This window comes from Achromobacter sp. NCFB-sbj8-Ac1-l (assembly GCF_052695805.1).
Map to the genome: position 1 here is coordinate 941,886 of NZ_CP199812.1, position 14,961 is coordinate 956,846.

A 14,961-nucleotide genomic window follows, 5' to 3' on the forward strand; every position below is an offset into this window, starting at 1 on the left:
TGACGCGGGGCGTTGGCTCTTGCCCAAGGCCGAAGGCGGCATTGCCCGCCAGAAACTGGCAAAATCGCTATCGGCCAACCCTACACTTTAAACCACCCGGGGGGGCGGTGTCGCGTCCAAGCCCTTTGCCTGGCTTGGGTTTGCGCGAAAATGCCGACCCGCAGGCCCGCCCGCCCCGGGCGGCTTTCGGCGCCCGTCAGCCTGGACCGGGCCGCAACATCGTAAAATGCAGGGCGTTCCACCCAAATTCCCAGCAATTGTTACATACCCCACGGCATTTCTCATGACGAATCAACCCAAAGCTCCCTTGACCTACCGCGATGCCGGTGTCGACATCGACGCGGGCGACGCCCTGGTCGACCGTATCAAACCGCTCGCGGCGCGCACCATGCGCCCCGGGGTGCTGGCCGGTATCGGCGGCTTTGGCGGCCTGTTCGAAGTGCCCAAGCATTTTAAGGAGCCGGTGCTGGTGTCGGGCACCGACGGCGTGGGCACCAAGCTGCGCCTGGCGTTCGACTGGAACCGCCACGACACGGTCGGCATCGACCTGGTGGCCATGAGCGTCAACGACATCCTGGTGCAGGGCGCAGAGCCTCTGTTCTTCCTGGACTACTTCGGTTGCGGCAAGCTTTCGGTGGACACGGCGGCGTCGGTGGTGGGCGGCATCGCCAAGGGCTGCGAGCTGTCGGGTTGCGCCCTGATCGGCGGCGAAACCGCTGAAATGCCGGGCATGTACCCGGACGGCGAATACGATCTGGCCGGCTTCGCCGTGGGCGCGGTCGAAAAGTCGGCCATCATCGACGGCAAGTCGATCAAGACCGGCGACGTGGTGCTGGGCCTGGCGTCCAGCGGCGCACACTCCAACGGCTACTCGCTCCTGCGCAAGATCCTGGAACGCGCCGGCGCCAAGCCCGACGACGACTTCCACGGCCAGAAGCTGGTCGACGTGGTCATGGCCCCGACCCGCATCTACGTCAAGCAGGTGCTGGCCGCGCTGGCCAAGCACGGTACCGCCATCAAGGGCCTGGCCCACATCACCGGCGGCGGCCTGCTGGACAACGTGCCGCGCATCCTGCAGCCCGGCCTGGCGGCCAGGCTGCAGCGCGACAGCTGGGAAATGCCCAAGCTGTTCCAGTGGCTGCAAGCCCAGGGCGGCGTCGAAGACACCGAGATGTACCGCGTCTTCAACTGCGGCATCGGCATGGTGCTGGTGGTGGACCCGGCCCAGGGCGACGCCATCGCCGCCACGCTGCGCGAGCAGGGCGAAACGGTCAGCACGCTGGGCGAAATCGTCGAGCAGACCGACGGCATGCCCCAGACCGTGGTGGTCTGAGCCGGCTGGCTCTCGTAAAAAACCCGCCCTGGTGGCGGGTTTTTTATTTCAGGCTGACGCTTGCACCGCACGTCACTGGGCTGCGCCTCGGGCAGATACATCCACGATCGTGCGCATGATCTTCACGAGATTGTCTTGCCCAGGTTGGACACTCCCGTTCTGCGCACAGACTTGTGCGCCTTCGAGAAGAAAATTGATCTGCGCGGCGGCCAGTTTCGGATCCGGAATCTTGGCCTTTCGACACATCTGATAAACGCGCTCTGCCTGCGTCGCTTTGTGGGCTTCAATCTGTTGGCGTAGCGGATTCTCTCTGTCTGCTATCTCGGCGATTGTGTTCACGAAGGGGCAGCCCCGGTGCGATATGGCCTCCAACCCCTGCGAAACAAACTCGGCCAGCGCCAATAGCTGCGCACGCGGGTCATCGCGATGCACCCGCTCGATCTCATCGAGCGCATGCCGATAACGATCGATGGTCGCCGTCAGCCAATCCCCGATGAGGGCATCGCGCGAATCGAAATGTCTGTAGACGCCCATTTTGGTCGTCTTCGCTTCAACGGCGATCGCGTCCATCGTCACGTGCTGGATGCCGCACTCGTCAAATAGTTTGTAGGCGGCTGCGGTAATGCGCTCTCTGAGCGTAGGCATCTCATCTCTTCCGAACAATCGATCGCGACAATGATACTTCATGGTATCGTTGATACCGATTAGTATCATTTTATCAATATCGGGTCCGGAAACGAGGAAGCCAGCATGAATCTGAACGAGTACACCTCACACGACGCCTTGGGGCTTGCGGCGCTCATCGCAAAGGGGGATGTCGCAGCACATGAAGTGACGGCTGCGGCGTTGGCGGCCTGCCAGCAGGTCAATCCGCACATCAATGCCGTGGTGGAGCCCTGGCCGGACGAGGTCGTGATGCCGCGCCATGCGCAGGCGGAAAACGCTGCCTTTTCAGGGGTGCCGTTTTTGATCAAGGATCTGGGCGCAACACGCGCCGGACGCGCGAGTGAGCTTGGCAGCCGCATTGCCGCCGGTCTGGTTGCCCCGGCGGATTCAACGCTGATGACACGGTTTCGCCAAAGTGGATTGATACCGATGGGACGAACGACAACGCCAGAATTTGCCATCAGCACGACCACTGAGAGCATCGCCACCGGCCCGACGCGAAATCCCTGGGACGTCCGCCGTAGCGTCGGGGGATCAAGTGGCGGCTCCGCGGCGGCGGTCGCGGCGGGCATCGTTCCTTTCGCCCACGCAACCGACGGCGGTGGCAGTATCCGCGTGCCAGCGGCGGCCAATGGACTATTCGGTATGAAGCCGACCCGAGGCAGGGTGTCCAATGGCCCGTTCGTTGATGAGATCTGGAGCGGGCTGGCGGTGCAGTTCGGTCTCAGCCGCACCGTCAGAGACAGCGCCGCGCTGTTGGACGCGGTGCATGGCGGCGGTACGGGCGAGCCCTATTACATTCCATCTCCCACGAACACCTTCCTGTCGGCGCTGGACGCCGACCCGCAACCGCTCAGAATCGGATTGATGCTTCATCCGCTGAACGGCACACGGACGTCGCCGGCAGTGGCGGATCAGATTTGCCAGATTGCAAAGCTCTGCGAAAGCCTTGGTCATGACGTCGTGGACGTTCAACTCGACCCTGGCGTTTCGTGGGAAGCGTTTGTTCATGCCAACGCGCAGTTCTTCGGGGTGAATACCGCTGCCTGGATCAATCTGGTGGCACGACTGACGGGGCGCAAACCTGATCGCGATGTGCTCGAACCGGCAACCGCAGCCGTTTATGCGCTCGGACAGAAGATAACAGGCCTCGACCTGCTTGGGGCGCTCGATATACGCAACACCGTGACACGCGCCCTTGGCGCCTATTTCGAGCATTACGACGTGCTCCTGACGCCAACCCTGCCCCACCTGCCCCCACTGATTGGCGAGTACAACACCGGACAGGAGCATCTGGATGGCCTGGCGTGGGTCGAGCGGGTATTCGGTTACTCCCCCTTCACTGCGGTGGCGAACGTCGCCGGCATCCCTGCGATGTCGATGCCCTTGTCTGTCGATCCGTCCACTGGCATGCCAGTGGGATCACACTTTGTCGCAGGATTCGGTCAAGAGGCCCTGCTTTTCGGTCTCGCAGGCCAGTTGGAAGATGCCTTGCCCTGGATAGGACGGCAACCATCGGTCTGGGCAGGTAAAGGTCTTGAGCGGCCTTCAGTCAACCCAGCCGCCGACCTGAAACACGGTCCTTCAACGCGCTGACCTACTGTCCCTCGACGGTTCAGCCGCCGCCCTGAGGGGCGGTCGCCAATGCCACGGCCACCGCGTCGATGGTCTGCGCCACCGCGTCGGCCGCCAGGCAGTCGACGATCACGCGGTCGGGCTGGGCCCGCAGCCAGGTGATCTGGCGCTTGGCCAGCTGGCGGGTGGCGGCGATGCCTTGTTCGCGGGCTTCGTCCAGGCGGATCTCGCCGTCCAGGTGGGCCCACATCTGGCGATAGCCCACGCAGCGCACCGACGGCAGGCCCGGGTGCAGGTCGGGGCGCGCATGCAGACCGCGCACCTCGTCCAGCAGGCCGTTGGCCAACATCGCGTCAAAGCGCTGTTCGATGCGCGCGTGCAGCGCGGCGCGGTCCGAGGGCTCCAGGCTGATGGTCAGGTAGCGGTCGGCGTCGTCATCGGGCGGGCGCTGGCCGCGGCTGAGCAGCGCGGACATGGGCTGGCCGGACAACTGGCAGATTTCCAGCGCGCGCTGGATGCGCTGGCTGTCGTTGGGCGCCAGGCGCGCCGCCGTGACGGGATCCAGCACCGCCAGCTCGGCATGCAGCGCCGGCCAGCCCAGGCGGGCGGCGCGGGCTTCCAGTTCGGCGCGCAGCGCGGGGTCCGCCTGGGGCAGGTCGTCCAGGCCGTCGCGCAGCGCCTTGTAGTACATCATGGTGCCGCCGGCCAGCAGCGGAATGCGGCCGCGGGCGCGGATCTCGCCGATCAGGCGGCGCGCATCGGCGCGGAACTCGGCGGCCGAGTACGACTGCGCCGGGTCGCGGATATCCAGCAGGTGCTGCGGCACTTGCGCCTGTTCGGCCGGCGACGGCTTGGCGGTGCCGATGTCCATGCCGCGGTAGATGGTGGCCGAATCGACGTTGATGATTTCCAGCGGCCAGCGGTCGGCCAGCGCCAGGGTGGAGGCGCTCTTGCCAGCCGCGGTGGGGCCGGCCAGGCAGATGACGACGGGGGCGGGGGACGGCACGGGCAAGATCTATTGCCCGCGCAGGAAGAGCTTGTCCAGGTCCGACACGGACCACTGCACCCAGGTCGGGCGGCCGTGGTTGCACTGGTCGGCGCGCTCTGTGGCTTCCATCTGGCGCAACAGGCCGTTCATTTCTTCCAGGGTCAGCTTGCGGTTGGCGCGCACCGAGCCATGGCAGGCCATGGTCGACAGCAGCTCGTTGCGCTGTTCGGTCAACAGGCGCGACACGCCCACGCCGGCCAGGTCGCGCAGCACGGCGCGGGCCAGCGTTTCGATATCGCCCCGCGCCAGGATGGCGGGTACCGACCGCACCGCGATCGATGTGGGGCCCGACGGCCGCATCTGAAAGCCCAGGTCTTCCAGCTGTTCCTCGAATTCTTCGACCACCGCCACGTCCTTTTCCTGGGCGTGGAACACCACCGGCACCAGCAGGTCCTGGCGCGGCAGGCTGCGGGCGTCCAGCGCCTGCTTGAGCTGTTCGTAGACCACCCGCTCATGGGCGGCGTGCATGTCCACCAGCACCATGCCGCGGCGGTTCTGCGCCAGGATGTAGATGCCGTGCAGTTGGCCCAGCGCCATGCCAAGCGGGTGTTCCTCGCCGGCAGGCAGGGCGGCCCCGGGGGCGGGCGCCGCCGTGGCCGCGTCGCGCAGTGGTTCGGTACGTGGGGCGGTGTCGTCGTTCAGGGGGCGGTACAGCGACTGCCAGTCGGCCACCGGGATGCCGGCGGGTTCCGCATGCAGGCGGAAGGGCACCTGGGTGTGCGGCCGCGGGGCGGTGGGCGAGGGCCGCAGGCCGTACGGGGCGGCACTGCCGGCGCCGGTGTAGCCGGGGCGGGGCGAGGCATCACCGGGCGCGCTGCCGGTCTGTGTGGACAGCGGCGTGCTGCCAGCCTGGGTGGACGGCGACGCACCTGGCGGGCCGCCCACAGGCGCCGCGGCGCCGGGCGGTGTGCCCGACGGCGCCACGGTCTCGAATTCCTCATCGCGCGCGGCGCCGGCCGGGGCGACGGCGGACGAGCCACCCGTCTGCGCGAGCGTCTGGCTGACCGCGTGCGTCACGAACCGGTGCACCGCGCCGCTGTCGCGAAAGCGCACCTCGTGCTTGGCCGGGTGCACGTTCACGTCCACCGCCGCGGGGTCAATGTCCAGGAACAGCACGTAGGCCGGCTGGCGGTCGCCGTGCAGCACGTCCGCGTAGGCGGCGCGCAGCGCATGGCTGACCGTGCGGTCGCGCACGTAGCGGCCGTTGACGTACAGGTATTGGCGGTCGGCGCGGGCGCGGGCGGCTGTGGGGCGGGTGATCATGCCGGCCAGGCTGACCGTGCCCACGCTGTGCGACAGCAGCAGGCCGTGTTCGGCGAATTCCGCGCCCAGCACGTCGCGAATGCGTTGCGGCGGCTCGGCCGGCAGCCACTGGCGTTGCGCGCGGTCGTGGTGGAACAGGCGGAAGGCGATCTGCGGATGCGCCATGGCGATGCGCTCCATGGCATCGACGCAATGGCCGAATTCCGTGGCTTCCGAGCGCAGGAACTTGCGCCGCGCCGGCACCGCGTCGAACAGCTGGCGCACGTCCACGGTCGTGCCCGGCGGGCCCGAGGCGGGGCTGACCTGCATGCTGCCGGCATCGATCTGCCAGGCATGTTCGCCGTCGCGGGTGCGCGAAATGATGGACACCTGGGCCACCGACGCGATCGACGCCAGCGCTTCACCACGAAACCCCATGGACGCCACCGATTCCAGCTCGTTCAGGTTGCGGATCTTGCTGGTGGCGTGGCGCGCCAGGGCTAGCGGCAATTCTTCGGGCGGAATGCCGCCGCCGTCGTCGGTGACGGCAATCCGGCGGATGCCGCCGCCTTCCAGGCGCACCTCGATCGCGCGTCCGCCCGCGTCGATGGCGTTCTCAAGGATTTCCTTGAGTACCGAAGCGGGTCTCTCGATCACCTCGCCCGCGGCGATCTGGCTGATCAGCAGGTCGGGCAGTGCAAGAATGGAGCGGCGTTCTGTCATGGGGTGTCCCGGTGTAGCTACAGGGATGATTTTAGCCTCTTGATTTTGCCCGTTGATCTTGCAGGTTGATCCGGTGGGCTATATTTCCTGGCTGATCCCCAACCGCTTTCAGGGCCGTATCGATGCTAGATTTTTTCCAAATGGTGCTCCACATCGACCAGACGCTGGGCGTCTGGGTCCAGCAATACGGCGTGTGGGTCTATCTGGTGCTGTTTCTCATCGTGTTCGCCGAGACCGGGCTGGTGGTGCTGCCGTTCCTGCCGGGCGATTCGTTGCTGTTCATTGCCGGCGCCTTCGGCGCCACGGGCAGCCTCGACCCGATCCTGCTGTCGGCGCTGCTGATCGTCGCCGCCGTCACCGGCAATACGCTGAACTACGCCATCGGCCGCTACATCGGCCCGCGCGTGTTTTCGATGAACCTGCGCTTCCTGGACCGCGGCGCGCTGATGCGCACCCACGCCTTCTACGAAAAGCATGGCGGCAAGACTATCGTCATGTCGCGCTTCATTCCGGTGGTGCGCACGTTCGCGCCGTTCGTGGCAGGCGTGGCCGACATGGCGCTGTCGCGCTTCCAGCTGTTCAATATCCTGGGCGCGCTGCTGTGGGTCATCAGCCTGGTGGCCGCGGGCTACTTCTTCGGCAACATCCCGCTGGTCAAGGAACACCTGAACACCATCGTCCTGCTCGGCCTGGCCGCGGCCATCGTGCCGGTGGTGGGGGCGGCGCTGTTCAAGCTGCTGCGTGCGCGCCGGCAGCAGTAAGGCGGCCTGGCGCAGAGGGCTTGACGTCCTGCTTGTCCGTGCGACGGCTAAGCCGTACTTCGTACGAAGACGAAGAGCAAACTGTAGTCACCTTTGTCCGCAGCACGCAACGCGGTCAAGTAATCAGACCGGGCGTTATCTGCTTTAACCAATGTCCCGCCGCCACCCCACGAAAACGGCTGCTGTTTCATGCTGCGCAAGAGCGCATCAGCCATCATTCGTGAGTGTCGACCATTGCCGTTTGGAAAAGGATGAACCCACACCAGCTCGCGGTGGAATCGCGCGGCGATCTCGTCAGGCAGGAATATGCCGTTGTCGACCCACCACCGCGTGTTATCGAACAGGTTTCTCAGCTTGACGCTGATCTGCGTCCAGTCACATCCGATGTTCTTGTCGGACTTGCGGAACGTGCCTGCCCACAACCAGGTCTGGTCGAACATTTTCTTGTGAAGGTTGCGACAGAACTCTTCACTGAGGACATCGACCTTGCGTTGGCGGCGAACCCATTGCACGGCCTGCAGGATGTTCAGCTGTTCCCAGTCATTCAGTTCGCCCTGGGTGGTCAGGTGGATCGGTATCAGCCCTGCAAGCTCGTCTGGGTCGAGCGGTGTCTGTCCTTCCTGTTCGTCAAAAGCTATCGCCATAGGTCGGACCAGCGGCCCCGGAGTAGCTCAGCCGTTCTCTGCTCAACCTGTTTGCGGAGTCGGTCGGTTGCCGGACGTTGGTCTTCCAGACTCATGGTGTGCGCAACTGCGCTTACTTCCTGCAGGGCGATTGAGCGCGCCCGGTCTTCGACCACCTGAGTCAGTGGCTTTCTGGGCACCAGGGCATAGACCAGCTCGCAGTCCAGTCCGTCAGCCAACTTGCGCAGTTGTCCGAGTGTGATTCGCTCCTCGGCTTCTGCTAGCTCCGACTTGTGCAGGGTCGAACCGGTAATGTTCAACCTCTCGGCTTGCTGTCGCTCGGTGCGCCCTAGCGACTCTCGGATGGCCTTCAGCCATCCACGCGGTGGGGGACGACGGTTGATCAATTCCGAGTACGCGGCGGCCGACGCCTGGACCTGCTCCAGCCGGAGCTGTCTTAATTTGGAATCCATTTTGCTGGCCTATAGGCTATCAAAGATGCAGAAAATGATAGCTTATAGTGAAGTTTCCATCAATATTTTGCTTCACTAATAGGAAGCAATAAATATTAATTTGCGTCAATATAATGAAGCAGTATGGAATTATTTGCTTCATCCCATAGAAGCAAATTTCCATGAATTACCGCACTGAAAGCGAGCAGGTAAGCGGTGGTTTGCGCCGAGCGGCGGTCGTCCTGGTAATGCAGAGGCGAGCCCCTGGAACGGGTCTTGAATCGCTTTTCCCGCGCTTCTACCGGCCATGCTCGGACTCAACGTCGAGAAATTTTGCATGGACAACCTCCTGCCGGAGATGTCTCCCGGCAAGAAGAAGGCCCGCAATCCCCTACGGGATGCGGGCCTCGGCGTTCATTAGCTTGATAGTCCGTCTTGTGTCAACTGACGTCGCCCAGCCGCGCCAGCGGCGGGTTGGCCGTGAAGTAGCGCTGGATGCCCGTCATCATGGCCTGCGCCAGCTTTTCCTGGTGCGCGGTGGTCTTGAGCAGCGCCTCTTCCTGCGGATTGCTGATGAAGGCGGTCTCGACCAGCACCGACGGAATGTCCGGCGCCTTCAGCACGGCGAAGCCGGCCTGTTCCACGCTGTTCTTGTGCAGCCGGTTGATCTTCTTGATCTCGTCCAGGAAGGCGTTGCCGACCTTGAGCGAATCGTTGATCTGCGCGGTGGTGGACAAGTCCAGCAGCACCTTGGCCACCTGGCGGTCGTGGCTGCCCAGGTTGACGCCGCCGATCAGGTCGGCCGCGTTTTCCTTGTCGGCCATCCAGCGCGCCTGGGTGCTGGAAGCGCCGCGCTGGGACAGCGCGAACACCGACGAGCCATTGGCCGACGGTTTGATCCAGGCATCGGCGTGGATCGAGATGAACAGGTCGGCATGCACGCGTCGCGCCTTCTGCACGCGCACGTGCAGCGGCACGAAGAAATCGTCGTCACGCGTGAGATAGGCGCGCATGTACGGCTGGCTGTCGATCATCGCCTTCAGGCGCCGCGCGATGCGCAGCACCACGTCTTTCTCGCGCAGGCCGCTGCTGCCGATGGCGCCGGGGTCTTCGCCGCCGTGGCCGGGGTCCAGCGCGATGGTCAGCATGCGCTGCTTGCCGCGGCCGGCCGTGGCCGGCGGCGCCTTGGGCACCGCCAAGGGCGGGGCCGGCTGCTGGCCGCGCACGCGCGGCGGTTCGGGCGGGTCGGCGCGGGTGGCCGGATTGCGCTGGATGTCTTCGAGGATGCGCGCCAGCGGGTCGTCGGCGTCGGGGCCGTTCTTGTTCAGGATGGCGACCAGCGGGTCCTGCGCGATCTTGGGGTACAGGTCCAGCACCAGGCGGTATTGGTAGTCCGCCACGGGTTTCAGCGTGAACACCTGCGGCGCCACGGCCTGCTTCAGGTCGAACACCAGCCGCACCACGTTCGGGCGGTTCTGCGCCACGCGCAGGCTCTGGATGTAGGGATCGTCGGGGCGGACCTTGGACACCAGGTCGTTCAGCGCCGCGCTCAGGGTCAGACCCTCGATATCGACCACCAGGCGGTGGGGATTTTCCAGCGTGAACTGTTCGGCCTTGAGTTCGCTGTCGAGTTCCAGCGTGACCCGGGTGTATTCGTCGGCCGGCCAGGTACGCACCGCCAGGATCGTGGCCGCCTGGGCCAGCCGCGGCACGACCGGCAGGACGAGCAGGGTGGCGGCGACGCTGATCAGGCGACGTCGGGTGGCGCCTGCTGCGGGGAGGGCGCCGTGTCGGGCGGGGGGACAATCGCGTTCAACCATGTTTGTCCTCGAGCGGTGTACGCGGTCAGGGTGGCGTCGCGTCCCAGGCCAGCGTAAGCCAGGGAAATCTGCAGGTCGGGCGGGGGCAAAAGGCCCTCGGCCCGCTCCGGCCATTCGATCAAAACGACCGCATCTTCACGCAGTAAATCCCGGAATCCTGCGTCTAACCATTCGCGCGAATCACTAAATCTATAAAAATCAAGATGATAGAAGTATAAGTTAGAAACTTTATAGGATTCAAGCAGCGCGTAGCTTGGACTCTTGATTCGGCCTGTGATGCCGCATTCGCGCAACAATGCCCTGGTGAAGGCCGTCTTTCCTGCCCCCAGGTCCCCCTGAAGGTGGATACATGCGCCTGCCAGCCCGGTTTGCTTGCCAGAAACAAGCGGCGCCAGCTGCCGCGCCAGGGCGTCGGTGGCGGCTTCGTCGGGTAGGTGCAGGGTCAGGCTGCTGAGGGGAGCGGACATGGCGCGTGGGGGTAAGCGAGTGGTAAAAGATCGGGATGGATACGCGGATTGAACGCAATTATAGGAATTCGGGTTTCTGCTAATCTATAAGTGATTGCTATTCTCAAATAAGTCGTGCCTGGCGGCTCCTCCGCCGACCGCGACGGACGCTGCTACGGAGCTGTAAGCGCCATGAAGACCCGCATCGAAAAAGACACCTTTGGCCCCATCGAAGTCCCCGAGGACCACCTCTGGGGCGCACAGACCCAGCGATCGCTGCATTTCTTCGCGATTTCCACCGAGAAGATGCCCGAGCCCCTGGTCAATGCGATGGCGCGCCTGAAGCGTGCGGCCGCCAAGGTCAACGCCGACCTGGGCGAGCTCGATCCCAAGATCGCCGACGGCATCATCCGCGCCGCCGATGAAGTCATCGCCGGCAAGTGGCCCAACGAATTCCCGCTGTCCGTCTGGCAGACCGGCTCGGGCACCCAAAGCAACATGAACATGAACGAGGTGCTGGCCAACCGCGCCTCGGAAATCCTGGGCGGCGTGCGCGGCGAAGAACGCAAGGTCCACCCCAACGACCACGTCAACCGCGGCCAGTCTTCCAACGACACCTTCCCCACTGCCATGCACGTGGCCGCCGCCGTCCAGGTCGAACACCATCTGCTGCCGGCCCTGAAGACCCTGCGCGCCACCTTCGCCGCCAAGAGCGCCGAGTTCTACGACATCGTCAAGATCGGCCGCACCCACCTGCAGGACGCCACCCCGCTGACGCTCGGCCAGGAACTGTCCGGCTACGTCGCCCAGCTGGACCTGGCCGAACAGCAGATCCGCGCCACCTTGCCCGGCTTGCACCAGCTGGCCATCGGCGGCACCGCCGTCGGCACCGGCCTGAACGCCCATCCGCAATTCAGCGCCAAGGTCTCGGCCGAACTGGCCCACGCCACCGAAACCGCCTTCGTCTCGGCCCCCAACAAATTCCAGGCCCTGGCCTCCCACGAAGCCCTGCTGTTCGCCCACGGCGCCCTCAAGTCCCTGGCCGCCGGCCTGATGAAGATCGCCAACGACGTGCGCTGGCTCTCCAGCGGCCCCCGTTCCGGCCTGGGCGAAATCAGCATCCCCGAAAACGAACCCGGCAGCTCGATCATGCCGGGCAAGGTCAACCCGACCCAGTGCGAAGCCATCACTATGCTGGCCGCCCAGGTCCTGGGTAACGACGTCGCCATCAACATCGGCGGCGCCAGCGGCAACTTCGAACTGAACGTCTACAAGCCCCTGGTCATCCACAACTTCCTGCAATCGGTGCGCCTCCTGACCGACGGCATGGCCAGCTTCGACCAACACTGCGCCGCCGGCATCGAACCGAACCGCGAACGCATCGCCGAACTCGTCGACCGCTCGCTGATGCTCGTCACCGCCCTGAACCCGCACATCGGCTACGACAAGGCAGCCCAGATCGCCAAGAAAGCCCACAAGGAAGGCCTCTCGCTCAAAGAGTCCGCCCTGGCCCTGGGCTACGTCACCGAAGCCCAATTCGCCGAGTGGGTCGTCCCCGCCAGCATGACGAACGCCGGCAAATAAGCCAAACGACCGGCGCCACCACCACCCAGGCAAAGCGCCACAAAAAAACCGCCCCATGGGGCGGTTTTTTTTCGCCAGCCCCCGCATGCGCGGCCCGCCCTTGCACCAAGCCCCCCGCAAGCGCGCAGCGACCACCGCCCACCCCACACGGCATGCAGCGCCTATCTCAAAAGAAATCGATCCCTCATCAGCGCGCAGCGATCACCGCCCCGACGCAAGACACCGCGTATGCAAAAAACGGCTGCCCGCGCAGCCGGTTTTTGCGGGCCCCGCAAATCTCTCACGCAAGCCCAGACCTAGCAGCGCGCCAATCGCAGACGCACGTAGCCTCTCGCGGCGGCGGCTTGCGGAGCGGGCAACCTCGATGCGCCCGAGGGAATTCGAAGGGAGCCGAAGGCGGACGAGAATGACGAAGGGGCAGTCCGGCGCCCGCGCGCCGGACCGCAATCGTGGGCGCCCGCTCCGCAAGCCGCCGCCGCGAGAGGCGACCTACGAAGAAAAACCCCACGCCAGAAACAACAGCAACCTCAACGAGAAATCACCCACGCCCCGCCACCATCATCCACAAAGGAATCGTCAACGCAGAAAACAACGTCCCAAGGGAAATCAACACAGCAACCATGCGCCCATCCCCCCCCATCCGCATCGCCAACACATAAGCCGCAGAAGCCGTAGGCAACGCCCCAAACAACAACAGCATCCGCGCCTCCAAAGCAGGCAACCCCAGCAACCCAGCCACCCCCAACGCCACAAGCGGCAACCCCACCAGCTTCACCACCAGCATCCAGGCAATCAACCCCCCGTACCCCTTGCCGCCTTCCCAAGCCAGGCTGGCCCCCACGCACAGAATTCCCAACGCGATCGCCGCCGCGCCCAGCCGCGCCAGCACCGTGTCCAACGGCCCTGGCAGATGCAGCCCCGCCAGATTGCATGCCAGCCCCGCCAGCGTCGACACCACCAGCGGATTGCGCGCCAGCTCGCGCAGCAGATTGCCGCCGTTGTGCCGCGCCAAGCCGTACACCGCCGCCACATTCGCCATCGGCACCGCGAACCCGATGATCAGCGCCATCACCGTTTGGCCCTGTGCGCCGCCCAGGCTCGCCGACAGCGCCAGCCCGATGTACGTGTTGAACCGGAAGCCGCATTGCGCCGACGACGCCAGCCCCAGCGACGAAGGCTTGAGCACCAGCCCCGCCAGCCACGACAGCGCCACGCCCGACACGATCACCGCCGCCGTCGCCTGCAACAGTATTGCGGCGTTGCCCGCGCTGATCGGCGTACGCAGGATCGATTGGAACAGCAGCGCGGGGAACAGCACGAAGTACACCAGCCGCTCGGTGCCGGCAAAAAACTCGCGTGAGAAATTCAGTTTGTGACGCAGCGCCCAACCTAGCGCGACCAGCAAGAAATCAGGGAAAACCAGCAGTGCGACCGACATAATGGGATGTGTTTTTTTCGAGGTCTGCGCCGATGACCGGCTCGCTATGCGACTGTAAGCATTTGCTGCTATTCTCCGTCATTCTGGCGGGCGCGTGTGCCACAAGCAACTCATAAACAGCACGGCCTTCAGCCCTGCACACTAAGCAATGCGCCCCCACCGTTAACTGCTGACCTGCCCACAGGCGGGTGCACCACAAAACGGTCCGTTCACATACGGGCTCGCACACTTGGAGGAAACACACCCATGAATAAAGTTCGCTCCCTGGCTCTGGCCATCGCAGTGGCAACCGGTGCCGCAGGCACGCTCGGCGCGTCCGTCGCCCACGCGGCCGACAAGTATCCCAGCAAGCCGATCCGCGTCATCGTGCCGTTCGCGCCGGGCGGTTCCACCGACATCATCGCCCGTCTCGTGACGCAGCGCATGAGCCAGGAACTGGGCCAGCCCATGGTCGTCGAGAACAAGGGCGGCGCAGGCGGCGCCATCGGCGCGGCCGAAGCCGCTCGCGCCGACAAGGACGGCTACACGCTGTCGATCGCCACTGTGTCGACCATGGCCGTGAACCCGGCTTGCCGCCCCAACGACCTGCCGTACGATCCCATCAAGGACTTCCAGGCCGTCACCAACTTCGCCAACACCGCCAACGTCGTGGCCGTGAACCCGAAGTTCCCGGCCAAGGACTTCAAGGGCTTCGTCGAAGAACTCAAGAAGAACCCCGGCAAGTACTCGTATGGCAGCTCGGGCACTTGCGGCGTGCTGCACCTGATGGGTGAATCGTTCAAGATGGCCACGGGCACCGACATCGTGCACGTGCCCTACAAGGGTTCGGGCCCGGCCGTAGCCGACGCCGTCGGCGGCCAGATCGAAATCCTGTTCGACAACCTGCCGTCCTCCATGCCGCAGATCCAGGCGGGCAAGCTGCGCGCCATGGCCATCGCGTGGCCGGAGAACATCGCCGCGCTCAAGGGCGTGCCGAACTTCAAGGAAGCCGGCTTCCCCGTGCTGAACCAGCCCGTCTGGTATGGCCTGCTGGCGCCCAAGGGCACCCCGATGGAAGTCGTGAACAAGCTGCGTGACGCTGCCGTCGTGGCCCTGAAGGACCCGAAGGTCATCAAGGCGCTGGACGACCAGGGCTCGGCGCCGTCGGGCAACACGCCGGAAGAATTCGCCAAGGAAATCCAGGAGCAGTACGACTGGGCCAAGGACGTCGTGAAAAAGCAGAACATCAAGCTGGACTGATGACGTGATGG

Annotated in this window: 13 protein-coding genes; 5 read left to right on the forward strand and 8 right to left on the reverse strand. The window is 64.7% G+C overall.

Annotated features, from left to right (window positions below; genetic code table 11):
* Window positions 1-283: 283 nt before the first annotated feature.
* Window positions 284-1,333 carry a phosphoribosylformylglycinamidine cyclo-ligase gene (gene purM, locus ACUDP5_RS04450; protein ID WP_445658225.1) on the forward strand — a complete coding sequence of 350 codons (1,050 nt, stop codon included), beginning with the start codon at window positions 284-286 and terminating at the stop codon, window positions 1,331-1,333.
* 72 nt (window positions 1,334-1,405) lie between these two features.
* Here the strand turns inward: purM and ACUDP5_RS04455 are convergent, their stop codons facing one another.
* Window positions 1,406-1,978, reverse strand: a complete 573-nt coding sequence (locus ACUDP5_RS04455; RefSeq protein WP_445658226.1) for a TetR/AcrR family transcriptional regulator — start codon at window positions 1,976-1,978, stop codon at window positions 1,406-1,408.
* A 105-nt stretch (window positions 1,979-2,083) separates the two neighbouring features.
* On the opposite strand from ACUDP5_RS04455, the gene ACUDP5_RS04460 reads away from it, so the two are divergent.
* The gene (locus tag ACUDP5_RS04460; protein WP_445658227.1) at window positions 2,084-3,595 is read left to right on the forward strand and encodes an amidase; all 1,512 of its coding nucleotides are present in this window, start codon (window positions 2,084-2,086) and stop codon (window positions 3,593-3,595) included.
* Between the two features lie 19 nt (window positions 3,596-3,614).
* On the opposite strand, the gene miaA is transcribed toward ACUDP5_RS04460, so the two are convergent.
* Window positions 3,615-4,586: a tRNA (adenosine(37)-N6)-dimethylallyltransferase MiaA gene (gene miaA, locus ACUDP5_RS04465; RefSeq protein WP_445658228.1), complete on the reverse strand. Its 972-nt coding sequence runs from the start codon at window positions 4,584-4,586 to the stop codon at window positions 3,615-3,617.
* A 3-nt stretch (window positions 4,587-4,589) separates the two neighbouring features.
* Window positions 4,590-6,587 (reverse strand): DNA mismatch repair endonuclease MutL, encoded by a 1,998-nt coding sequence (gene mutL / locus ACUDP5_RS04470; RefSeq protein ID WP_263913928.1) that lies wholly within the window; start codon window positions 6,585-6,587, stop codon window positions 4,590-4,592.
* Between the two features lie 122 nt (window positions 6,588-6,709).
* Here mutL and ACUDP5_RS04475 point away from each other — a divergent pair, with 122 nt between their 5' ends.
* Window positions 6,710-7,348, forward strand: coding sequence for a VTT domain-containing protein (locus ACUDP5_RS04475; RefSeq protein WP_445658229.1), 639 nt, complete (start codon window positions 6,710-6,712; stop codon window positions 7,346-7,348).
* A gap of 47 nt (window positions 7,349-7,395) precedes the next feature.
* On the opposite strand, the gene ACUDP5_RS04480 is transcribed toward ACUDP5_RS04475, so the two are convergent.
* The 4 genes from ACUDP5_RS04480 to tsaE all read right to left on the reverse strand — a co-directional run bounded on the left by ACUDP5_RS04480 (window position 7,396) and on the right by tsaE (window position 10,710).
* A complete protein-coding gene (locus ACUDP5_RS04480; protein ID WP_263913931.1) occupies window positions 7,396-7,992 on the reverse strand; it encodes a mobile mystery protein B in 597 nt (198 codons plus the stop codon).
* Window positions 7,983-8,444, reverse strand: coding sequence for a mobile mystery protein A (locus tag ACUDP5_RS04485; RefSeq protein WP_263913932.1), 462 nt, complete (start codon window positions 8,442-8,444; stop codon window positions 7,983-7,985). The genes ACUDP5_RS04480 and ACUDP5_RS04485 overlap by 10 nt, the downstream gene beginning before the upstream one ends.
* A 419-nt stretch (window positions 8,445-8,863) precedes the next feature.
* Window positions 8,864-10,243: an N-acetylmuramoyl-L-alanine amidase gene (locus ACUDP5_RS04490; RefSeq protein ID WP_263913933.1), complete on the reverse strand. Its 1,380-nt coding sequence runs from the start codon at window positions 10,241-10,243 to the stop codon at window positions 8,864-8,866.
* Window positions 10,171-10,710, reverse strand: coding sequence for a tRNA (adenosine(37)-N6)-threonylcarbamoyltransferase complex ATPase subunit type 1 TsaE (gene tsaE, locus ACUDP5_RS04495; RefSeq protein WP_263913934.1), 540 nt, complete (start codon window positions 10,708-10,710; stop codon window positions 10,171-10,173). The genes ACUDP5_RS04490 and tsaE overlap by 73 nt, the downstream gene beginning before the upstream one ends.
* A gap of 171 nt (window positions 10,711-10,881) precedes the next feature.
* Here tsaE and fumC point away from each other — a divergent pair, with 171 nt between their 5' ends.
* The gene (gene fumC, locus ACUDP5_RS04500; RefSeq protein WP_445658230.1) at window positions 10,882-12,273 is read left to right on the forward strand and encodes a class II fumarate hydratase; all 1,392 of its coding nucleotides are present in this window, start codon (window positions 10,882-10,884) and stop codon (window positions 12,271-12,273) included.
* 538 nt (window positions 12,274-12,811) lie between these two features.
* Here fumC and ACUDP5_RS04505 read toward each other — a convergent pair.
* Window positions 12,812-13,711 (reverse strand): AEC family transporter, encoded by a 900-nt coding sequence (locus ACUDP5_RS04505; protein WP_445658231.1) that lies wholly within the window; start codon window positions 13,709-13,711, stop codon window positions 12,812-12,814.
* 246 nt (window positions 13,712-13,957) lie between these two features.
* Between ACUDP5_RS04505 and ACUDP5_RS04510 the strand changes: the two genes are divergently transcribed.
* Window positions 13,958-14,950, forward strand: coding sequence for a tripartite tricarboxylate transporter substrate binding protein BugE (locus ACUDP5_RS04510; protein ID WP_263913938.1), 993 nt, complete (start codon window positions 13,958-13,960; stop codon window positions 14,948-14,950).
* The last annotated feature ends 11 nt before the right edge of the window (window positions 14,951-14,961 follow it).